The sequence below is a fragment of the Streptomyces sp. NPDC028991 genome (assembly GCF_055564775.1).
Genome location: NZ_JBVHVP010000045.1, coordinates 1 through 19,761, shown reverse-complemented (window position 1 = coordinate 19,761; position 19,761 = coordinate 1). Strand labels below are relative to the sequence as shown.

Annotated in this window: 3 protein-coding genes; all 3 read left to right on the top strand. The window is 74.5% G+C overall.

The genetic code is table 11. The annotated features are described in order from the left end of the window. The first annotated feature begins 75 nt into the window (after positions 1 to 75). The gene (locus ACZ4V1_RS35335) at positions 76 to 11,706 is read left to right on the top strand and encodes a type I polyketide synthase (protein WP_468345106.1); all 11,631 of its coding nucleotides are present in this window, start codon (positions 76 to 78) and stop codon (positions 11,704 to 11,706) included. 38 nt (positions 11,707 to 11,744) lie between these two features. Beyond that, positions 11,745 to 17,975, top strand: a complete 6,231-nt coding sequence (locus tag ACZ4V1_RS35330; RefSeq protein ID WP_468345103.1) for a type I polyketide synthase — start codon at positions 11,745 to 11,747, stop codon at positions 17,973 to 17,975. A gap of 271 nt (positions 17,976 to 18,246) precedes the next feature. Then, on the top strand, positions 18,247 to 19,761 hold a 1,515-nt coding region (locus tag ACZ4V1_RS35325; protein WP_468345100.1), incomplete at its 3' end, for a type I polyketide synthase.

Below are 19,761 nucleotides of genomic sequence, written 5' to 3'. Positions count from 1 at the left end.
CTGGCGCAGCGGCGTGCGGCCGAGGGTCTGCCGGGTCTGTCGCTGGCCTGGGGTGCCTGGGAACAGTCGGCCGGCATGACCGGCACCCTCACCGACACGGACGCGCGCCGTATGACGGCGGCCGCCGCGCCGCCGCTCACCGTCGAGCAGGGCCTCGCCCTGTGGGACGCCGCGACGGTCTCCCACGAGCCGTACCTCGTGCCGATCGGCGCATCCGGCAGCAGCCGGATGCCCGGTGAGGTCCCGCCGCTCCTGCGCAACCTGGTACGCGGCACCCGCCGCTCCGCCGCGACGGCCGTCGGCGGCGCGAGCACCGCCGCGGCCGTCACCCGGCAACTCCTCGACCTGCGCGAGGAGGAGCGCCTGCGCTTCGCGGTCAACCTGGTCCGCGCCGAGGCCGCCCCGGTCCTCGGTCACTCCTCGGTCAAGGCCATCGACGCCGACCGCGACTTCCACGACCTCGGCTTCGACTCGCTCACCGCGGTCGAACTGCGCAATCGCCTGACCACGGCCACCGGCCTGCGGCTCCCCGCCACCCTGGTCTTCGACTACCCCACGCCCACCGTTCTCGCCGAGCACCTGGTCTCCGCCCTGCTCGACGAGCAGCGCGCCACCGGCCCGGCCACCCCGGTCGCCGTCTCCGCGGCCCTGGCCGAGGACCCGGTCGTCATCGTCGGCATGGCCTGCCGGATGCCCGGCGGCGTCAGCTCTCCCGAGGAGCTGTGGCAATTGGTAGTCGAGGGCGGCGAAGGCATCTCCGCCTTCCCGACCGATCGAGGGTGGGACCTGGAAACCCTCCGGCGGGGCGGCGAGGGCGGACACGGCCGCAGCGCCACCTCCGAGGGTGGCTTCCTTTACGACGTGGCCGACTTCGACGCCGGGTTCTTCGGGATCTCCCCGCGCGAGGCCCTCGCGATGGACCCGCAGCAGCGCCTGCTCCTGGAGACCTCCTGGGAGGCCTTCGAACGCGCCGGCATCGACCCCGCCACCGTGCGCGGCAGCCGCACCGGAGTCTTCGTCGGCACCAGTGGCCAGGACTACACCACCCTCGTCATGAACTCCCGCCAGGACGCCGAAGGCCACGCCCCCACCGGCCTCGCCACCAGCGTCATCTCCGGACGCCTGTCCTACACCTTCGGCCTGGAGGGCCCGGCGGTCACCATCGACACCGCCTGCTCCTCCTCCCTGGTCGCCCTCCACTGGGCGGCGCACGCGCTGCGCTCCGGCGAGGCCGACCTGGCCCTCGCCGGCGGCGTCACCGTGATGTCCACCGCCATGGGCTACGCGGGCTTCACCCGGCAGGGCGGCCTCGCCCCCGACGGCCGCTGCAAGGCCTTCGCGGACGCCGCCGACGGCACCGGCTGGTCCGAGGGCGTCGGCATGCTGGTCGTGGAGCGGCTGTCCGACGCCCGCCGCAACGGCCACCCGGTCCTCGCGGTCCTGCGCGGCTCGGCCGTCAACCAGGACGGCGCGTCCAACGGTCTCACGGCGCCCAACGGCCCCTCCCAGCAGCGCGTCATCCGGCAGGCCCTGGCCGGCGCAGGACTCACCACCGCCGACGTCGACGCCGTCGAGGCGCACGGCACCGGCACCACCCTCGGCGACCCCATCGAAGCCCAGGCGCTGCTCGCGACGTACGGCCAGGACCGGCCCGAGGACCGGCCGCTGCTGCTGGGCTCCATCAAGTCGAACATCGGGCACGCCCAGGCCGCCGCCGGTGTCGCCGGCGTCATCAAGACCGTCATGGCGCTCCGGCACGGCATCCTGCCCAAGTCCCTGCACGTCGACCGGCCGTCCACGCACGTCGACTGGACCGAGGGCGACGTCCGCCTGCTGACCGAGACCACCGTCTGGCCGGAGACCGGGCGTCCGCGCCGTGCCGCCGTGTCGTCCTTCGGCATCAGCGGGACCAACGCGCACACCATCATCGAGCAGGCCCCCGACGCCGACGAGCCGGTGCCCGCCGCCGAACCGGAGGCCGCCCCCGCCGTCGTCCCGTGGCCGGTCTCCGCGAAGTCCCCGGAGGCGCTGGACGCCCAGCTCGCCCGGCTCGCCTCCGTCACCGGCCCCACCTCACTGGGCGTGGGCCTGACGCTCGCCACCGAGCGCTCCACCTTCGAGTACCGCGCGGTCCTGCTGGCCCCTGTCGACGGTGCGGGGGAGCCGGTGGAGGTGGCCCGGGGCCGGGCCACCGAGCGGGCCCTGGCCGTGCTGTTCTCCGGTCAGGGGGCGCAGCGGGTGGGGATGGGGCGTGAGCTGTACGCCCGTTTCCCGGTGTTCGCGGCGGCCCTGGACGAGGTGCTCGTCCTGCTGGACGCGCAGCTGGATCGCCCGTTGCGTGAGGTGTTGTTCGCGCAGGAGGGCAGTGACGACGCGGCCCTTCTCGACACGACCGGGTACACGCAGCCCGCACTGTTCGCGGTGGAGGTGGCGTTGTTCCGGCTGGTGGAGTCGTGGGGTGTGACTGCCGGGTTTGTCGCGGGTCATTCCGTCGGTGAGATCGTGGCCGCGCATGTGGCGGGGGTGTTCTCGCTGGAGGATGCGTGCGCGTTGGTGGCGGCCCGGGCCCGGTTGATGCAGGATCTGCCGGCGGGTGGCGCGATGGTTGCCGTGCAGGCGGCTGAGGCGGAGATCGTCGGGCGGTTGGCCGAGGGTGTGTCTGTGGCGGCGGTCAACGGTCCGGAGTCCGTGGTCGTCGCGGGTCCTGAGGCTGAAGTGGTCGCGCTGGCGGACGAGTTCGCGGGCGAGGGGCGTGAGGTCCGGCGTCTGTCGGTCAGTCATGCTTTCCACTCGGCGCTGATGGAGCCGATGCTGGAGGCGTTCCGTCAGGTGGCGGAGGGGCTGACGTATGCCGAACCCCGTATCCCGGTCGTCTCGAACGTCACGGGTGCGGTCGCCGGGCCGGGGCAGCTGGCCACTCCGGCTTATTGGGTGGAGCACGTCCGCGCGACCGTCCGGTTCGCCGACGGCGTGGGCGCCCTCGCCGATGCCGGTGCCGACGCCTTCCTGGAGATCGGCCCCGGCGGCGTCCTGACCGCCCTCGCCCAGCAGAGCATCGACGCCGCCGCCGGAGCGGTGGTCGTCCCCGTCCTGCGCAAGGACTGGGACGAGGAGTCCGCGCTGCTCACCGCGCTGGCCCGGCTCCACGTCGAGGGAGTCCGGGTCGACTGGGCCCGCGCCTTCGACGGCACCGGCGCCCGCCGGGCCGACCTGCCCACCTACGCCTTCCAGCGCGCCCGCTACTGGCCCGACACCCGGCGCCCCGCCGAAGGTGCCGGGGGCGCCGATCCGCTGGACCGCGCCTTCTGGACGGCTGTCGAGGGGGAGGACCTGACCGGTCTCGCCTCCGACCTGGACGTGGACACCGACGCGCTGGGCGCCGTGCTGCCCGCCCTGTCCACCTGGCGGCGCAGGCGGCGCGACCAGGCGATGGTCGACTCCCACCGGCACCAGGAGACGTGGAAGCCGCTGTCGCTGCCCGCCGACGCGCCCGTCCCTTCCGGCACCTGGCTGGCCGTGGTGCCCGCCGCGCTGGCCGAGGACCCGTGGGCGGCCGCCGTGCTCGACGCCGTCGGCACCGACGTCGTACGCCTCACCCTCGGCCCCGAGGACACCGCCGGGCGCGAGGCGCTCGCCGGACGGCTGCGCGGCCTCTCGGCCGGCGGCTCCGCTCTGACGGGCGTGGTGTCCCTGCTGGCCCTCGCCGACTCGTCGGAGGCCGCCGTGCTGCCCGACGGGTCCGGTGTCCCCGCCGTCCCGACCGCGGTCCTGTTCCAGGCTCTTCTCGACGCCGGCGTCGCCGCACCGCTGTGGTGCGTGACCCGGGGGGCCGTGACCGTGGCCGCCTCCGAGGCACTCACCGATCCCGTCCAGGCGGCCGTGTGGGGCATCGGGCGGGTCGCCGCGCTGGAACACCCCGCCGCGTGGGGCGGTCTCGTCGACCTGCCCGCCGAGCTGGACGCGCGGGCCGCCCGTCGGTTCGCCGCCGTGCTCGCCGGCCACGACGGTGAGGACCAGGTCGCCGTCCGTGCCTCCGCGGTATTCGGCCGCCGCCTGGTTCCGGCACCGGACACGGCCCCCGACACGGGTTGGGAACCGCGCGGCACGGTCCTCGTCACCGGCGGCACCGGCGGCCGGGGCGCCCACATGGCCCGCCGGTTCGCGGCTGCGGGCGCCGAGCACCTGGTGCTGCTCAGCCGGCGGGGGCCGGAGGCGCCCGGCGCCGGCGACCTCCGCGCCGAACTGGAGGGACTGGGCGTCCGGGTCACCCTCACCGCCTGCGACGCGGCCGACCGTGAGGCACTGGCCGCCGTCCTCGCGGACGTCACGGCCGACGCCGACACCCCGCTCACCGCGGTGGTGCACGCCGCGGGGGCCGCCGACGACGGCGTCCTCGACGAACTCACCCCCGAGCGGTACGCCGCCCCGCACCGTGCCAGGGCCGTGCCCGCCCTCCACCTGCACGAACTGACCCAGGGCCTGGACCTGGACGCGTTCGTCCTGTGCTCGTCCGTCGCCGGCACCGTCGGCACCGCCGGCCGCGCCAACCTCGCCGCGGCCACCGCCGTCCTCGACGCGCTCGCCCGGCACCGCCGCGACGCGGGCCTGCCCGCCACCTCGGTGGCCTGGGGCGCCTGGGTCGGCGACGAGCCCGAAGGCGCCGAGGACGCGCAGGGGTCCGAGGGCGAGGGGAGGCCCGCGCGGCGCGCCTCCGGCCACCCGGCCGTCCACCCCGACCTGGCGGTGGCCGCACTGCGGCAGGCCGTCACCCGGCCGGAGGCCGTGACCGTGCTCCTCGACCCGCGCCAGCCGCAGGTCCTGGACGGTCTCATCGGGATGCGCGGCAACGCGCTCCTGCGCGACCTGCCGGAGGCCCGGCAGGCACTGGCCGACGCGGAGGACACCCGGGACCGGACCAGGAGCACCGCGTCCGGGCTCGCCGGCCGGCTGCGCGACCTGCCCGCCGGCGAACGGACCGGGCTCATGACGGACATGGTGCGCACCCACGCGGCCTTCGTCCTCGGCCACCCCGGCCCGCAGGCCGTCGCGCCCGACCGGAACTTCCGCGACCTGGGCTTCGACTCGCTCACCGCGATCGAGCTGCCGAACCGGCTCGCCCTCGCCACCGGGCTGCGGCTGCCCGCCACCACCGTGTACGACTACCCGACCGCGCAGGCACTCGCCGAGCACCTCGTGGCCGAACTGCTGGGCGAGCAGGACGGTCCGGACCTCCGCCCGGCCACCGCGGCCGCCCTGGCCGAGGACCCCGTCGTCATCGTCGGCATGGCCTGCCGGCTGCCCGGCGGGGTGCGCTCCCCACACGACCTGTGGGAGATGCTCAGCGAGGGACGTGACGGGATCGAGGCGTTCCCCGAGGACCGCGGCTGGGACCTCGCCACACTGCTGTCCGGTGGCGCCGACGGCCGCGGCCGCAGCGCCACCCTGCGCGGCGGTTTCCTCGCCGGGGCCGCCGAGTTCGACGCCGCATTCTTCGGCATCTCGCCGCGCGAGGCTCTGGCGATGGACCCGCAGCAGCGGCTCCTCCTGGAGACCACCTGGGAGGCGTTCGAACGGTCGGGCATCGACCCCGACGGGCTGCGCGGCAGCCGTACGGGCGTGTTCGTCGGCACCAACGGCCAGGACTACTCCACCCTCGTCATGAACAGCCGCGAAGACCTGGAGGGGCACGCCGGCACCGGCCTGGCCGCGAGCGTGGTCTCCGGCCGCCTCGCCTACACCTTCGGTCTGGAGGGCCCGGCGGTCACCGTCGACACCGCCTGCTCCTCCTCCCTGGTCGCCCTGCACTGGGCGATGCAGGCCCTGCGCGCCGGCGAGTGCGACCTGGCCGTGGCGGGCGGCATCACCATGATGAGCACGCCGTCCGCGTTCTCCGGATTCACCCTCCAGAACGGCCTGGCCACCGACGGCCGTTGCAAGGCGTACGCGGACGCGGCCGACGGCACCGGCTGGTCCGAGGGCGTCGGCCTGCTCGTCGTGGAGCGTCTTTCGGACGCCCGGCGGGGCGGACACGAGGTTCTGGCCGTCGTCCGGGGCTCGGCCGTCAACCAGGACGGCGCCTCCAACGGTCTGACCGCCCCGAACGGGCCTTCCCAGCAGCGCGTCATCCGCCAGGCCCTGTCCGCCGCCGGACTGACCACCGCCGACGTGGACGCCGTCGAGGGCCACGGCACCGGCACCCCGCTCGGCGACCCCATCGAAGCCCAGGCACTCCTCGCCACCTACGGCCAGGACCGCGACCCCGAGCGGCCGCTGCTGCTCGGCTCCGTCAAGTCGAACATCGGCCACACCCAGGCCGCCGCCGGTGCCGCCGGCATCATCAAGACGGTCATGGCGATGCGCCACGGCGTCCTGCCCAGGTCCCTGCACATCGACCGGCCGTCGACGCACGTCGACTGGGAGGCCGGGGCCATCCGGCTGCTCACCGAGGAGGCCGCCTGGCCCGAGACGGGGCGCCCCTGGCGGGCGGGTATCTCGTCCTTCGGCATCAGCGGGACCAACGCGCACACCATCATCGAACAGGCCCCCGAGGCCGACGAACCGGTGGCCGCCGAGGTCCCGAAGGCCACCCCGTCCGTCGTGCCGTGGCTGGTGTCGGCCAAGTCCGAGCAGGCCCTGAACGCCCAGGCCGCGGGTATCACGGCGCTCACCGGCGCCGAGCCGCTCGACGTGGGGTTCTCCCTCGCCACCGGCCGCGCCCTGTTCGAGCACCGTGCGGTGCTGCTCGCCGGGCCCGACGGCGCCCCGGCCGAGGTAGCCCGCGGCCGGGCCGCCCTCCGCGGCCTCGCGATGCTGTTCTCCGGTCAGGGCTCCCAGCGAGCCGGCATGGGACGCGAACTGCACGCCCGTTTCCCGGTGTTCGCCGACGCGCTGGACGAGGCCATGGCCCGCCTCGACACCGACCTCGCCCGTCCGCTGCGGGAGGTGCTGTTCGCTCCGGAGGGAACGGCCGAGGCCGCTCTCCTGGACACCACCGGCTACACCCAGCCCGCGCTGTTCGCGGTCGAGGTGGCGCTGTACCGCTTGCTGGAGTCCTGGGGCGTCCGGCCCGAGCAGGTGGCGGGCCACTCCGTCGGTGAGATCGCGGCCGCGCACGTGGCGGGGGTGTTCTCCCTGGAGGATGCCTGCACGCTGGTGGCGGCCCGGGCCCGGCTGATGGAGGGACTCCCGGCCGGCGGTGCCATGGTGGCCGTGCAGGCGACCGAGGCCGAGGTCGTGCCGAGGCTGACGGGGGGAGTCGCCCTGGCCGCGGTCAACGGCCCGGACTCCGTCGTCCTGTCCGGTGCGGAGAGCGAAGTCCTGGCTCTGGCCGCCGCGTTCGACGCCGAGGGCCGCAAGACGCAGCGGCTGTCGGTCAGTCACGCCTTCCACTCGCCGCTGATGGAGCCGATGCTCGCGGAGTTCCGCCGCGTCGCCGAGACGTTGCAGTACGCCGAACCCCGCCTCCCGGTCGTCTCGAACGTCACCGGCGCCCTCGCCGAGCCCGGGCAGCTCACCACCCCCGAGTACTGGGTGGAGCACGTCCGGGGCACCGTCCGGTTCGCCGACGGAGTACGCGCCCTCGCCGGCGCCGGTGCCGGCGCCTACCTGGAGATCGGCCCCGGCGGCGTCCTCACCGCCCTCACCCAGCGCGTCCTGGACGCCGACGAGCGGGACGAGGCGGTCGCCGTCCCGGCACTGCGAAAGGACCGAGACGAGGAGACCGCCCTGCTCACCGCGCTCGCCGGTCTCCACGTCACCGGCGTGCACGTCGACTGGGCCGCCTGGTTCCACGGCACCGGAGCCCGCCGCACCGAACTGCCGACGTACGCCTTCCAGCGCGAACGCTACTGGCCGCGCCCGGCCGCCCTCACCGGCGACGTCAGCACGGCGGGTCTCATCTCCGCCGACCACCCGCTCCTCGGCGCGGCCGTCCCCCTCGCCGACTCCGAGGGAGCCCTGTTCACCAGTCAGATCTCCTTGCAGGTACACCCCTGGCTGCTCGACCACAAGGTCGGCGGAACGGTCATCATGCCCGGTACCGGCTACCTGGAGATGGCGATCCGCGCCGCCGACCAGGTCGGCTGCGCCCGCGTCGAGGAACTCGTCCTGGCCGCCCCGATGGTCCTCGACGAGAAGGTGCCCACCTCCGTCCAGGTCGTCATCGGCGCGCCCGGCGAGGACGGCTCCCGCTCGCTCACCCTCTACTCCCGGCCCTCCGATGCCGTCGACGGCCCCTGGACCCGGCACGCCGACGGTGTCCTCGCCGTCGAAGAGCACAGCGACCCCTTCGAGGCACCCGTCTGGCCGCCGGCCGACGCCGTGTCCGTGGAGTTCGACGGCGACTACAGCCGCACCGAGTACGGGCCGTCCTTCCACGGACTGCGCCAGGTGTGGGTCCGCGGGGAGGAGGCGTTCGCGGAGGTCGCCCTCCCCGAAGAGGTCGCCGGGGACGCCCAGTACTTCGGGATGCACCCGGCCCTGCTGGACGCCGTCCAGCACGCCAACGGCTACCTCGGCGTCGGCAGCGCGGACCGTCCGCTGCTGCCGTTCGCCTGGAACGGCGTCTCCCTGCACGCCGGCGGTGCGACCACGCTGCGGGTGCGGATCACCCGGCTCGGCGACGAGTCGGTCCGGCTGACCGCCGCCGACGCCGAGGGCGCCCCGGTGCTCTCCGCCCGGTCCCTGGTGCTGCGCGCCCCGAGCGTGCCCCGTGCCCCGGTGGCCACCGGCGGTCAGGAGCCGGTGTTCCGCCTCGACTGGACCGCGGCCCCCGAGGTCAAGCCCACCGAAGGCCTGACCGCCACGGTCCTGGGCGAGGACGTGTTCGGCACCGGCCGCAGCCTGACCTCCCTCGCCGACCTCACCGGCGCCGGCGCGGACACCTCCGCCGCCCCGGACCTGGTCCTCGTGCCGCTCGGCGGAACGTACGACGGCCCTTCGGACGCCGGTCATCCGTACGCGACCGGGATCGACGTGCCCGGCACGGTCCACGCGCTGACCACCCGCACCCTGAGCCTGGTCCAGGAGTGGCTGGACACCCGCGGACTCGAGCACTCCCGGCTGGTGTTCGTCACCCGGGGAGCGGTCGCCGCCGACGACACCGAGACGGTCCACGACCTCGCGGCGGCCGCCGCCTGGGGCCTGGTGCGCTCCGCGCAGTCCGAGAACCCCGACCGGTTCGTCCTGCTGGACCTGGACCTGGACCCGAACCCGGCCGTGGACCCGGGCGCGCCGGACGCACCCGGACGGTCCGGCGCACCGGCCGCCCCCGACGCCCTGCGCTCCCTGCTGCCCCGCCTGCCAGGGCTGCTCGCCACCGGTGACGCCCAGTTCGCCGTGCGCGGAGGCACCGCCCTCGTCGGCCGGCTCGACCGGCTCACCACCGCGCCCGGCCTGCTCGCGCCGGCCGGGGTGCCGTGGCGCCTCGACACCACCGGCAAGGGCAGCCTGGACAACCTCGTCCTGGCTCCCTGCCCGGAGGTCCTCGAACCGCTCGGCGCCCACGAGGTACGCATCGACGTGGACGCCACCGGCCTGAACTTCCGTGACGTGCTGAACGCGCTCGGCATGTACCCCGGCGAGTCCGGCCCGATGGGCACCGAGGCCACCGGCACGGTCACCGCCGTCGGCCAGGCCGTCACCGGCCTCGCGCCCGGTGACCGCGTCCTGGGAACCGTGCCCGGCGGCTTCGGCCCCGTCGTCGTCGCCGACGAGCACTACCTGGCCCGCGTCCCCGAGGGCTGGACCAAGGAGGAGGCGGCCTCGGTGCCGCTGGTGTTCCTCACCGCGCTGTACGCCTTCCGTGACCTGGCCGGTCTGTCGGCGGGGGAGCGGGTGCTGGTGCATGCCGGTGCCGGTGGTGTGGGTATGGCGGCGATCCAGTTGGCGCGTCATGTGGGTGCCGAGGTGTTCGCGACGGCCGGTGAGGGCAAGTGGGAGGTCTTGCGGGGGCTGGGTCTGGACGAGGAGCACATCGCGTCCTCGCGTGATGTGGGCTTCGAGGAGAAGTTCCGTACGGTCACCGGTGGCCGTGGGATGGATGTGGTGCTGAACGCGCTGGCGGGTGAGTTCGTGGACGCCTCGCTGCGGATCACCGCGCCCGGTGGCCGGTTCCTGGAGATGGGCAAGACCGACGTGCGTGATCCGGAGTCGGTCGGTGGCGGTGTGCGTTATCGCGCCTTCGACCTCGGCGAGGCCGGACCCGAGCGCAACAAGGGCCTTCTCGGCGAACTGCTGGACCTGTTCGCCGAAGGCGCGCTCCAGCCGCTGCCGGTGCGCACCTGGGACGTGCGCAGGGCGCGCGACGCCTTCCGGTTCATGAGCCAGGCCAAGCACGTGGGCAAGATCGTGCTCACCATGCCGCCCCGCTGGAACCCCGAGGGCACCGTCCTCATCACCGGCGGCACCGGCGCCCTCGGCGGACACCTCGCCCGCCGCCTCGCCGCCGCCGGCATGCGCCACCTGCTGCTCACCAGCCGCCGCGGCCCGGACGCCCCCGGCGCCGCCGAACTCGCGGAGGAACTGCGCGAACTGGGCGCGGAGGTGACCGTCGCCGCCTGCGACACCACCGACCGCGACGCCACCGCCGCCCTCATCGGCTCCGTACCGGCACAGCACCCGCTCACCGCGGTCGTCCACACCGCGGGCGTCCTCGACGACGGCGTGATCGCCTCGCTCACGCCCGAACGCCTCGCGGCCGTCCTGCGGCCCAAGGTGGACGCGGCCTGGCACCTGCACGAGCTGACCCGCGACCTCGGACTCGCCGCGTTCCTGCCCTTCTCGTCCATCGCGGGCGTCATGGGCAGCCCCGGCCAGGGCAACTACGCCGCGGCCAACTCGTTCCTGGACGCGCTCACCCGCCACCGTCGCGAACTCGGCCTGGCCGGCACCTCCCTCGCCTGGGGGCCGTGGGCCCACGACGGCGGCATGACGAGCACCCTGTCCGACACCGACATGCGCCGCATGCAGTCCGGCGGCCTCCCGCCGCTCGCCGTCGAACAGGGCCTGAACCTGTTCGACATCGCCCGCGGCTCGGACGAGACCTTCCTCGTCCTGGTGGGCCTCGCCCCCGGAGCCATGCGCGGCGCCGCCCCCGAGGACCTGCCACCGCTGTTCCGCTCCATGGTCCGCAGCGGCCGCCGCACCGCGGCCGCCACCGACGCGGCCGGCGCCGCGGCGGCGCTCGCCGCCGAACTCGCCCGACTCGACGCCGCCGACCGCGTCCGCCACGTCACCGACCTCGTTCGCGAACAGACCGCCCGGGTTCTCGGCCACGCCTCCCCGAAGACCGTCGACGTCACCCAGGAGTTCCGCGAACTGGGCCTGGACTCGCTGACCGCGCTGGAACTGCGCAACCACCTCTCCACCGCGACCGGACTGCGCCTCCCGGCCACCCTGGTCTTCGACTACCCGACCCCCACGGCCCTGGCCGAGCACTTCGTCTCGGAACTGACCGGCGACGACACCCCGCAGGGGCCGCCCCTGCTCGCCGAACTCGACCGGCTCGACGCGCTCCTCGCGGCGGACGAGCCGGACGAGATCACCCGCGCGGGCCTCGCCCTGCGCCTGGGCCGGATGCTGGACAAGGTGCGCGGCGCCGCACCGGATCCCACCGGCCGGGGTGTCGCCGACGACATCGAGTCGGCCAGCGCCGACGAGGTCCTCGCGTTCATCGACAACGAGCTCGGCCGCCTGGGCGACCGCTGAGACGAGCTTGATCCACCACAGGAAGGTTTCCCACCGTCATGCCCGATGACAAGAAGCTCGTCGACTACCTCAAGTGGGTCACGGCCGATCTGCACAAGACCCGGCGCCGTCTGGAGGAGACCGAGGCGGAACGCCGCGAGCCCATCGCCGTCGTCGGCATGGCCTGCCGCCTGCCCGGCGGCGTGAACTCCCCCGAGGAGTACTGGCGGCTCCTCGACGAGGGCCGCGACGGCATCACACCCTTCCCCGACGACCGCGGCTGGGACCTCGACGCCCTGAACGGCGACGGCGCCGGCAGCAGTGCCGCCGCCGAGGGCGGATTCGTCGACGCCGCAGCCTTCGACGCCGGCTTCTTCGGGATCTCGCCCCGCGAGGCCGTCGCCATGGACCCCCAGCAGCGCATCCTCCTGGAGACCTCCTGGGAGGCCGTCGAGCGGGCCGGCATCGACCCGGTCTCGCTGCGCGGCAGCCGTACCGGCGTCTTCGTCGGCACCGCCGGCGTCGACTACGTCGGCGTCGTGATGAACTCCCGCGAGGACGCCGAGGGACACGCCACCACCGGACTCACCGCCAGTGTCGTCTCCGGCCGCCTGTCCTACGCCTTCGACCTCGCGGGGCCCGCCGTCACCGTCGACACCGCCTGCTCGGCGTCCCTGGTCGCCATCCACCTGGCCGCCCAGGCCCTGCGCAACGGCGAGTGCGGCCTCGCCCTCGCCGGCGGCGTCACCGTGATGTCCACACCCATGGGCTTCTCCGGCTTCACCCGCCAGGGCGGCATCTCCACCAGCGGCCGGTGCAAGGCCTTCGCGGACGCCGCCGACGGCACCGGCTGGTCCGAGGGCGCCGGCGTGCTCGTCCTGGAGCGCCTCTCCGACGCGCGCCGCAACGGCCACCGGGTCCTCGCCGTGGTCCGGGGCTCCGCCGTCAACCAGGACGGCGCCTCCAACGGGCTCACCGCGCCCAACGGGCCGTCCCAGCAGCGCGTCATCCGGCAGGCCCTCGCCGGGGCCGGACTCTCCGCCGCCGACGTGGACGCCGTCGAGGCGCACGGCACCGGCACCCCGCTCGGCGACCCCATCGAAGCCCAGGCCCTGCTCGCCACCTACGGCCAGGACCGGCCCGCGGACCGCCCCCTGCTGCTGGGCTCCGTGAAGTCGAACATCGGCCACTCCCAGGCCGCCGCCGGTGTCGCCGGCGTCATCAAGACCGTCCTCTCCATCCGGCACGGCGTCCTGCCCGAGTCCCTGCACATCGAACGGCCGTCGACGCACGTCGACTGGGAGGCCGGCAACATACGACTGCTCACCGAGGCCACCCCGTGGCCGGAGACCGGGCGGCCACGGCGCGCCGGCGTCTCCTCCTTCGGCATCAGCGGCACCAACGCCCACCTCGTCATCGAGCAGGCACCCGAGGCCGAGGAGTCCACCGGAGACGGGACGCAGGAGCCGGAAGCCACACCCGCCGTGGACCCCACCGTCGTTCCCTGGGCGGTGTCGGCCAAGACCCGGGGCTCCCTGGACGCCCAGCTCGCCCGGCTCACCGGTGTCACCGACGCCACCGCCCTGGACATCGGCTTCTCCCTGGCCTCCGGCCGCTCGGCCTTCGAGTACCGCGCGGTCCTGCTGGCCCCTGTCGACGGTGCGGGGGAGCCGGTGGAGGTGGCCCGGGGCCGGGCCACCGAGCGGGCCCTGGCCGTGCTGTTCTCCGGTCAGGGGTCGCAGCGGGTGGGGATGGGGCGTGAGCTGTACGCCCGTTTCCCCGCCTTTGCGCAGGCGCTCGACGAGGTGCTCGTCCTGCTCGACCCGCAGCTCGACCGCCCGTTGCGTGAGGTGCTGTTCGCGCAGGAGGGCAGTGACGACGCGGCCCTTCTCGACACGACCGGGTACACGCAGCCCGCACTGTTCGCGGTGGAGGTGGCGTTGTTCCGGCTGGTGGAGTCGTGGGGCGTGACTGCCGGGTTCGTCGCGGGTCATTCCGTCGGTGAGATCGTGGCCGCGCATGTGGCGGGGGTGTTCTCGCTGGAGGATGCCTGTGCGCTGGTGGCGGCCCGGGCCCGGTTGATGCAGGATCTGCCGGCGGGTGGCGCGATGGTCGCCGTGCAGGCGGCTGAGGCGGAGATCGCCGACAGGTTGGCCGAGGGTGTGTCTGTGGCGGCGGTCAACGGTCCGGAGTCCGTGGTCGTCGCGGGTCCTGAGGCTGAAGTGGCTGCGCTGGCGGGCGAGTTCGCGGGCGAGGGGCGTGAGACTCAGCGTCTGTCGGTCAGTCATGCTTTCCACTCGGCGCTGATGGAGCCGATGCTGGAGGCGTTCCGTCAGGTGGCGGAGGGGCTGACGTATGCCGAACCCCGTATCCCGGTCGTCTCGAACGTCACGGGTGCGGTCGCCGGGCCGGGGCAGCTGGCCACTCCGGCTTATTGGGTGGAGCACGTCCGCGCGACCGTCCGGTTCGCCGACGGCGTGCGCGCCCTCGCGGATGCCGGTGCCGACGCCTTCCTGGAGATCGGCCCCGGCGGCGTCCTGACCGCCCTCACGCGGCAGACTCTCGACAGCGGTGACGGTGCCACGGACACCGTCGCGGTGCCCGCCCTGCGCTCCAAGCGCCCGGAGCAGCACGCCCTGCTGACCGGTCTCGCCCAGCTGCACATCGCCGGTGTACGCGTCGACTGGGCCGCCTGGTTCCACGGTACCGGCGCCCGCCGTACCGATCTGCCCACCTACGCCTGGCAGCACCGCCGTTACTGGCCGCGTCCCCTCGCCCACGCCGCCGACATCCCCGGCGCCGGCCTCACCCCGGCCGGACACCCCTTCCTCGGAGCCGCGGTCACCCTCGCCGGCGCCGAGGACGTCCTCCTCACCGGACGCCTCGCTCCGCGCACCCACCCCTGGCTGGCCGACCACACCATGGGCGGGATCGTCCTCTTCCCCGCCACCGGCTTCCTGGAACTGGCCGTCCGCGCGGGCGACCAGGTCGGCTGCGGACACGTGCAGGAACTCACCCTCACCACCCCTCTCGGTCTCGACCCCAAGGGCGCCGTCGCCGTCCAGGTCCGCGTCGGCGCCCCCGACGCCTCCGGCGGACGTCCGCTCGGCATCCACTGCCGGCCCGCCGACGCCGCCGCCGACGCACCCTGGACCCAGCACGCCACCGGCATGCTCGGCCCCGGCGAGCACGTCGTCCCCTTCGAAGCCCCTGCCTGGCCGCCCGCCGGCGCCGACCCCGTCGACCTGACCGGGTTCTACGAGCGCACCGAGTACGGCCCCCTCTTCCAGGGCCTGCGCGGCGCCTGGACGCGCGGCGACGAGGTCTTCGCCGAACTGGAACTGCCCGGCCGCACCGACGACGCCGCCCTGTTCGGCCTCCACCCCGCGCTGCTCACCGCCGCCCTGCACGCGGTGGAGTACGTCGACCTCAAGGACGCCGACCAGGGGCTGCTCCCGTTCTCCTGGGCCGGTGTCACCCTGCACGCCTCCGGTGCCGCCCGGCTGCGGGTCCGCATCACCAAGGCCGGCGAGGACACCGTGTCCATCGCCGCCGCCGACACCGCGGGACGTCCCGTCCTCTCCGTCGAGTCGCTGGCCCTGCGGCCCTCGTCCGCCGCCCGCCTCCTGGGACCCGGTGCCGTGGACCGCGCCTCTCTGCTCGGCCTCGAGTGGGTCCCCGCCGAACCCGGGCACGTCCCCGTCGGCACCGGCCCCCGCGTCGCCCTCGGCACCGGCCCCCGCGTCGCCCTCGGCACCGACCCCTTCGCCACCGGTACCACCCTCGCCTCGCTCTCGCAGGTCACCGAGGACGACACCCTCGTCCTCGTGCCCGTCATCGGCTGTGGCGGGCACGAGGACGCCTGCTCCGGCGACGATCCGGCCGCCGTCACCCACGCAGCGGCCCAGGCCGTCCTCGCGCTCCTCCAGGAGTGGCTCGGCACCCCGCGGCCCACCGGGTCCCGCCTCGTCTTCATCGCCCGCGGCGCCGTCGCCGCCCGGCCCGGCGACCCGGCCGTCGATCCCGCGGGCGCCGCCGTGTGGGGCCTGATCCGCACCGCCCAGGTCGAACACCCCGGTGCCTTCACCCTCGTCGACCTCGAACCCGGCGCCCGGCTCCCCCTGGACGACGTGCTCGCCGTGGACGAACCACAGACCGCCGTCCGCGACGGGCGGGTGCTCGTCGCGCGGCTCACCCCGCTGGCCCCGCCCGCCGCCCAGGACGGCCCCGAACTCCCCGACGCCTTCGGTGGCGCCCGGGACGGCACCGTCCTCGTCACCGGCGGCACCGGCACCCTCGGTGCGGCCACCGCCCGCCACCTGGTCACCCGCCACGGCGTCACCCGGCTCCTGCTGGCCGGCCGCCGCGGCCCGGACGCCCCCGGCGCCGACCGGCTCCGTGCCGAACTGGAGGCGCTGGGCGCCCACGTCACCCTCACCGCCTGCGACGTCGCGGACCGCGACGCCCTGGCCGCGCTGCTCGCGGACATCCCCGCCGACCACCCCCTCACCGGCGTCGTGCACGCGGCCGGTGTCCTGGACGACACCGTGCTCACCGCGCTCACGCCCGAACGCCTCGCGGCCGTCCTGCGGCCCAAGGCGGACGCCGCCTGGCACCTGCACGACCTCACCCGGAACCTCGGCCTCGACGCCTTCGTCCTCTACTCATCCATCTCCGGCGTCACCGCCCGCGCCGGGCAGGCCAACCACGTCGCCGCCAGCTGCTTCCTCGACGCCCTAGCCCAGCACCGCACCGCCCAGGGACTGCCCGCCCTTTCCGTCGCCTGGGGAGCCTGGGACCTCGACGACGGCATGGCCGGCGACCTCCTCACCGACTCCGGCCGACAGCGCACCCGCTCCGACGGCATGGACACCCTGTCCCGCGACCGTGCCCTCGCACTCCTCGACACCGCCCTGCGCCTCGACACACCGCTGGTGGTCGCCACCGCCCTGGCGACACCCCCGGGCATCGCCCACCCCGACGAGGTACCACCGCTCATGCGCGGCCTGGCCCGCGCCCCGCGCAACGCCACCTCAGCCGCGACCCCGCACCCGGCCCGCCCTGCCGAACCGGCCTCCTTCCGGAAGCACTTCGCCTCCCTGAGCGCCGCCGAGCAGGAGACCGCCCTCCTCGACCTGGTCGTCGCGTGCGCCGCGGAACTCCTCGGACACACCGACACCGCCGACGTCGACCCCGACCGCGACTTCCTCGAACTCGGCTTCGACTCCCTGATCGGCATCGAACTGCGCCGCAAGCTCAGCGAGGCCACCGGACTCCAGCTCCCCGCGAGCATCGTCTACGACAGCGGCTCCCCGAGCGGTCTCACCGCCTGGCTGCGCACCGAACTCGGCGCCCAGGGCGGTGCCGCCCCGCAGACCGGCGCCACCGGAGGCCCCGCCGAGAACGACTCGATGGAGCGCCTCTTCCTCGACGGCCTCGCCCAGGGCAAGCTCCGCGAGGCCCAGCGGATGCTCGCCACCGTCGCCGCGCTCCGCCCCTCCTTCGAGGTCACCGCCGAACTCGAGGACCTGCCCTGGCCGGTGACGCTCGCCGAGGGCCCCGCCCCGTCCCGGCTCGTCTGCGTCAGCGCCCCCACCGCCAACGGCGGCGTGCACCAGTACGCCACCCTGTCCGGCCACTTCCGAGGCAAGCGGGACGTCACCGCCCTGCCCCTCATCGGCTTCAACACCGGCGAGGCCCTGCCCGCCCACCCCGAGGCGGCCGCCCGGATCATCGCGGAGAGCACCCTCCAGGCCGCCGACGGCAAGCCCTTCGTCCTCGTCGGCCACTCCTCCGGCGGCTCCCTCGCCTACGCGGCGGCCGGCGTCCTGGAGAGCACCTGGGGCATCCGCCCCACCGCCGTCGTCCTCCTCGACACCCTCAGCATCCGGCACAACAGCGACGAGGGCGTCGACTACAACGGCATGATGAAGTTCAACTTCACCGCCGTGGACGACTCCCCGGTGCGCCTCACCAACTCCCGGCTGTCCGCCATGGGCCGCTGGATGGTGCTGCTCAACGCCCTCGACGTGCACCCCACCACCGCGCCCGTCCTGGAGATCAAGTGCACCCGGGCGCTCATCGAGGGCGTTCCCGCTCCCGACCCCGAGCGCCTGCACGAGCCGGTAGTCCCGGACGCCGCCGTGCGCCCCCTGGACGCCGACCACCTCTCCCTCATCCGCGAGGACTCCGGCCCCGCGGCCGACCTCATGGAGGAGTGGCTCACCACCCTGGAGAGCACGGTCACCTCCGACGCCGCCGCCGAGCAGGAAACGGCCGTGGCCGGCTGACCGCACTCCGTTCGCAAGGCCCCGGTCCGTGCCCGACCACCACGGACCGGGGCCTTCCGGCTTGGCACACCCCCGGCGCACTTTAGGGAAACCCGCAGTCCGGGACGGCCAGACTGGCCCTCGGACCGGGTCGGCCTGTCGCCCCGGACCGGATCTGCCGGACGGGCGCCGCGCCCGCCGGAACATCCAGCAGTGTCGGGGCGTGGAATCCGGAAATCGCCGCTCTCCGCTTTTCGCGAGTTCCGGAATCTCATGGAGAGGTGGGCACCTGATGTCGAACGAGGACAAGCTCCGCGCGTACCTCAAGCGGGCCGTGGCCGACCTTCAGGAGGCCCGTGAGCAACTCGGCGAGGCCGAGAACCGGGACCGCGAGCCCATCGCCGTCGTCGCCATGGCCTGCCGCTACCCCGGCGGCGTGCGCTCACCCGAGGAACTGTGGGAGCTGGCCAGGGGCGGCGTGGACGCCATCTCGGACTTCCCCACCAACCGCGGCTGGGACCTCGACCGCCTGTTCCACCCCGATCCCGCCCACCACGGCACCACCTACGCGCGCGAAGGCGGCTTCCTGCACGACGCCGGCGAGTTCGACCCGGCGTTCTTCGGGATCTCCCCGCGTGAGGCCCTCGCCATGGACCCGCAGCAGCGGCTGCTCCTGGAGACCTCCTGGGAGACCCTGGAGCGCGCCGGGATCGCGCCCGGCACACTGGCCGGCAGCACCACCGGCGTCTTCGTCGGCACCGGGCACGGCGACTACGACGGTGCCGCACGGGGACGCCAGGAAGAGGTCGCCGGACACCTGCTCACCGGCAACACGGTCGCCGTCGCCTCCGGCCGCCTGTCCTACACGTACGGCTTCGAGGGCCCCGCCGTCACGGTGGACACCGCCTGCTCCTCCTCACTGGTCGCGCTGCACCTGGCCGTGCGCTCCCTGCGCCAGGGGGAGTGCTCCCTCGCCCTGGCCGGCGGCGCCACGGTCATGTCGACGCCGAAGATGTTCACCGAGTTCGCCCGGCAGCGCGGCCTCGCCGCCGACGGCCGCTGCAAGGCCTTCGCCGCCGCCGCCGACGGAACCGCCTGGTCCGAGGGCGCCGGCCTGATCCTGCTGGAGCGCCTGTCCGACGCCCGCCGCAACGGCCACCCCGTCCTCGCCGTGGTACGCGGCTCCGCCATCAACCAGGACGGCGCGTCCAACGGCCTGACCGCGCCCAACGGCCCCTCCCAGCAGCGACTGATCCGGCAGGCGCTCATCGACTCCGGCCTCACCTCCGCCGAGGTCGACGCCGTCGAGGCGCACGGCACCGGCACCACCCTCGGCGACCCCATCGAGGCGCAGGCACTCCTCGCCACCTACGGCCGCGACCGCGGCGACGGACGACCGCTGCTGCTCGGCTCGTTGAAGTCCAACACCGGTCACACCCAGGCCGCGTCCGGCGTCGCCGGCGTGATCAAGATGGTGCAGGCCATGCGCCACGGTGTCCTGCCCAAGAGCCTCCACATCGACGCGCCCACCCCGAACGCGGACTGGGAGGATGGCGGAGTCGAACTGCTCACCGAGCACACCGCCTGGCCGGAGACCGGCCGTCCGCGCCGCGCCGCCGTCTCGTCCTTCGGCGTCAGCGGCACCAACGCCCACCTCGTGCTCGAGCAGGCCCCGGCCGAGGACGCACCCGAGGCCCCCGCCTCCGTTCAGGCCGAGGGTGTGTGGTGGCCGTGGGTGGTGTCGGGTAAGTCGCGTGTGGCGGTGGGGGAGCAGGCGGCGCGGTTGGCGGCTTCGGTGCGCGGGTCC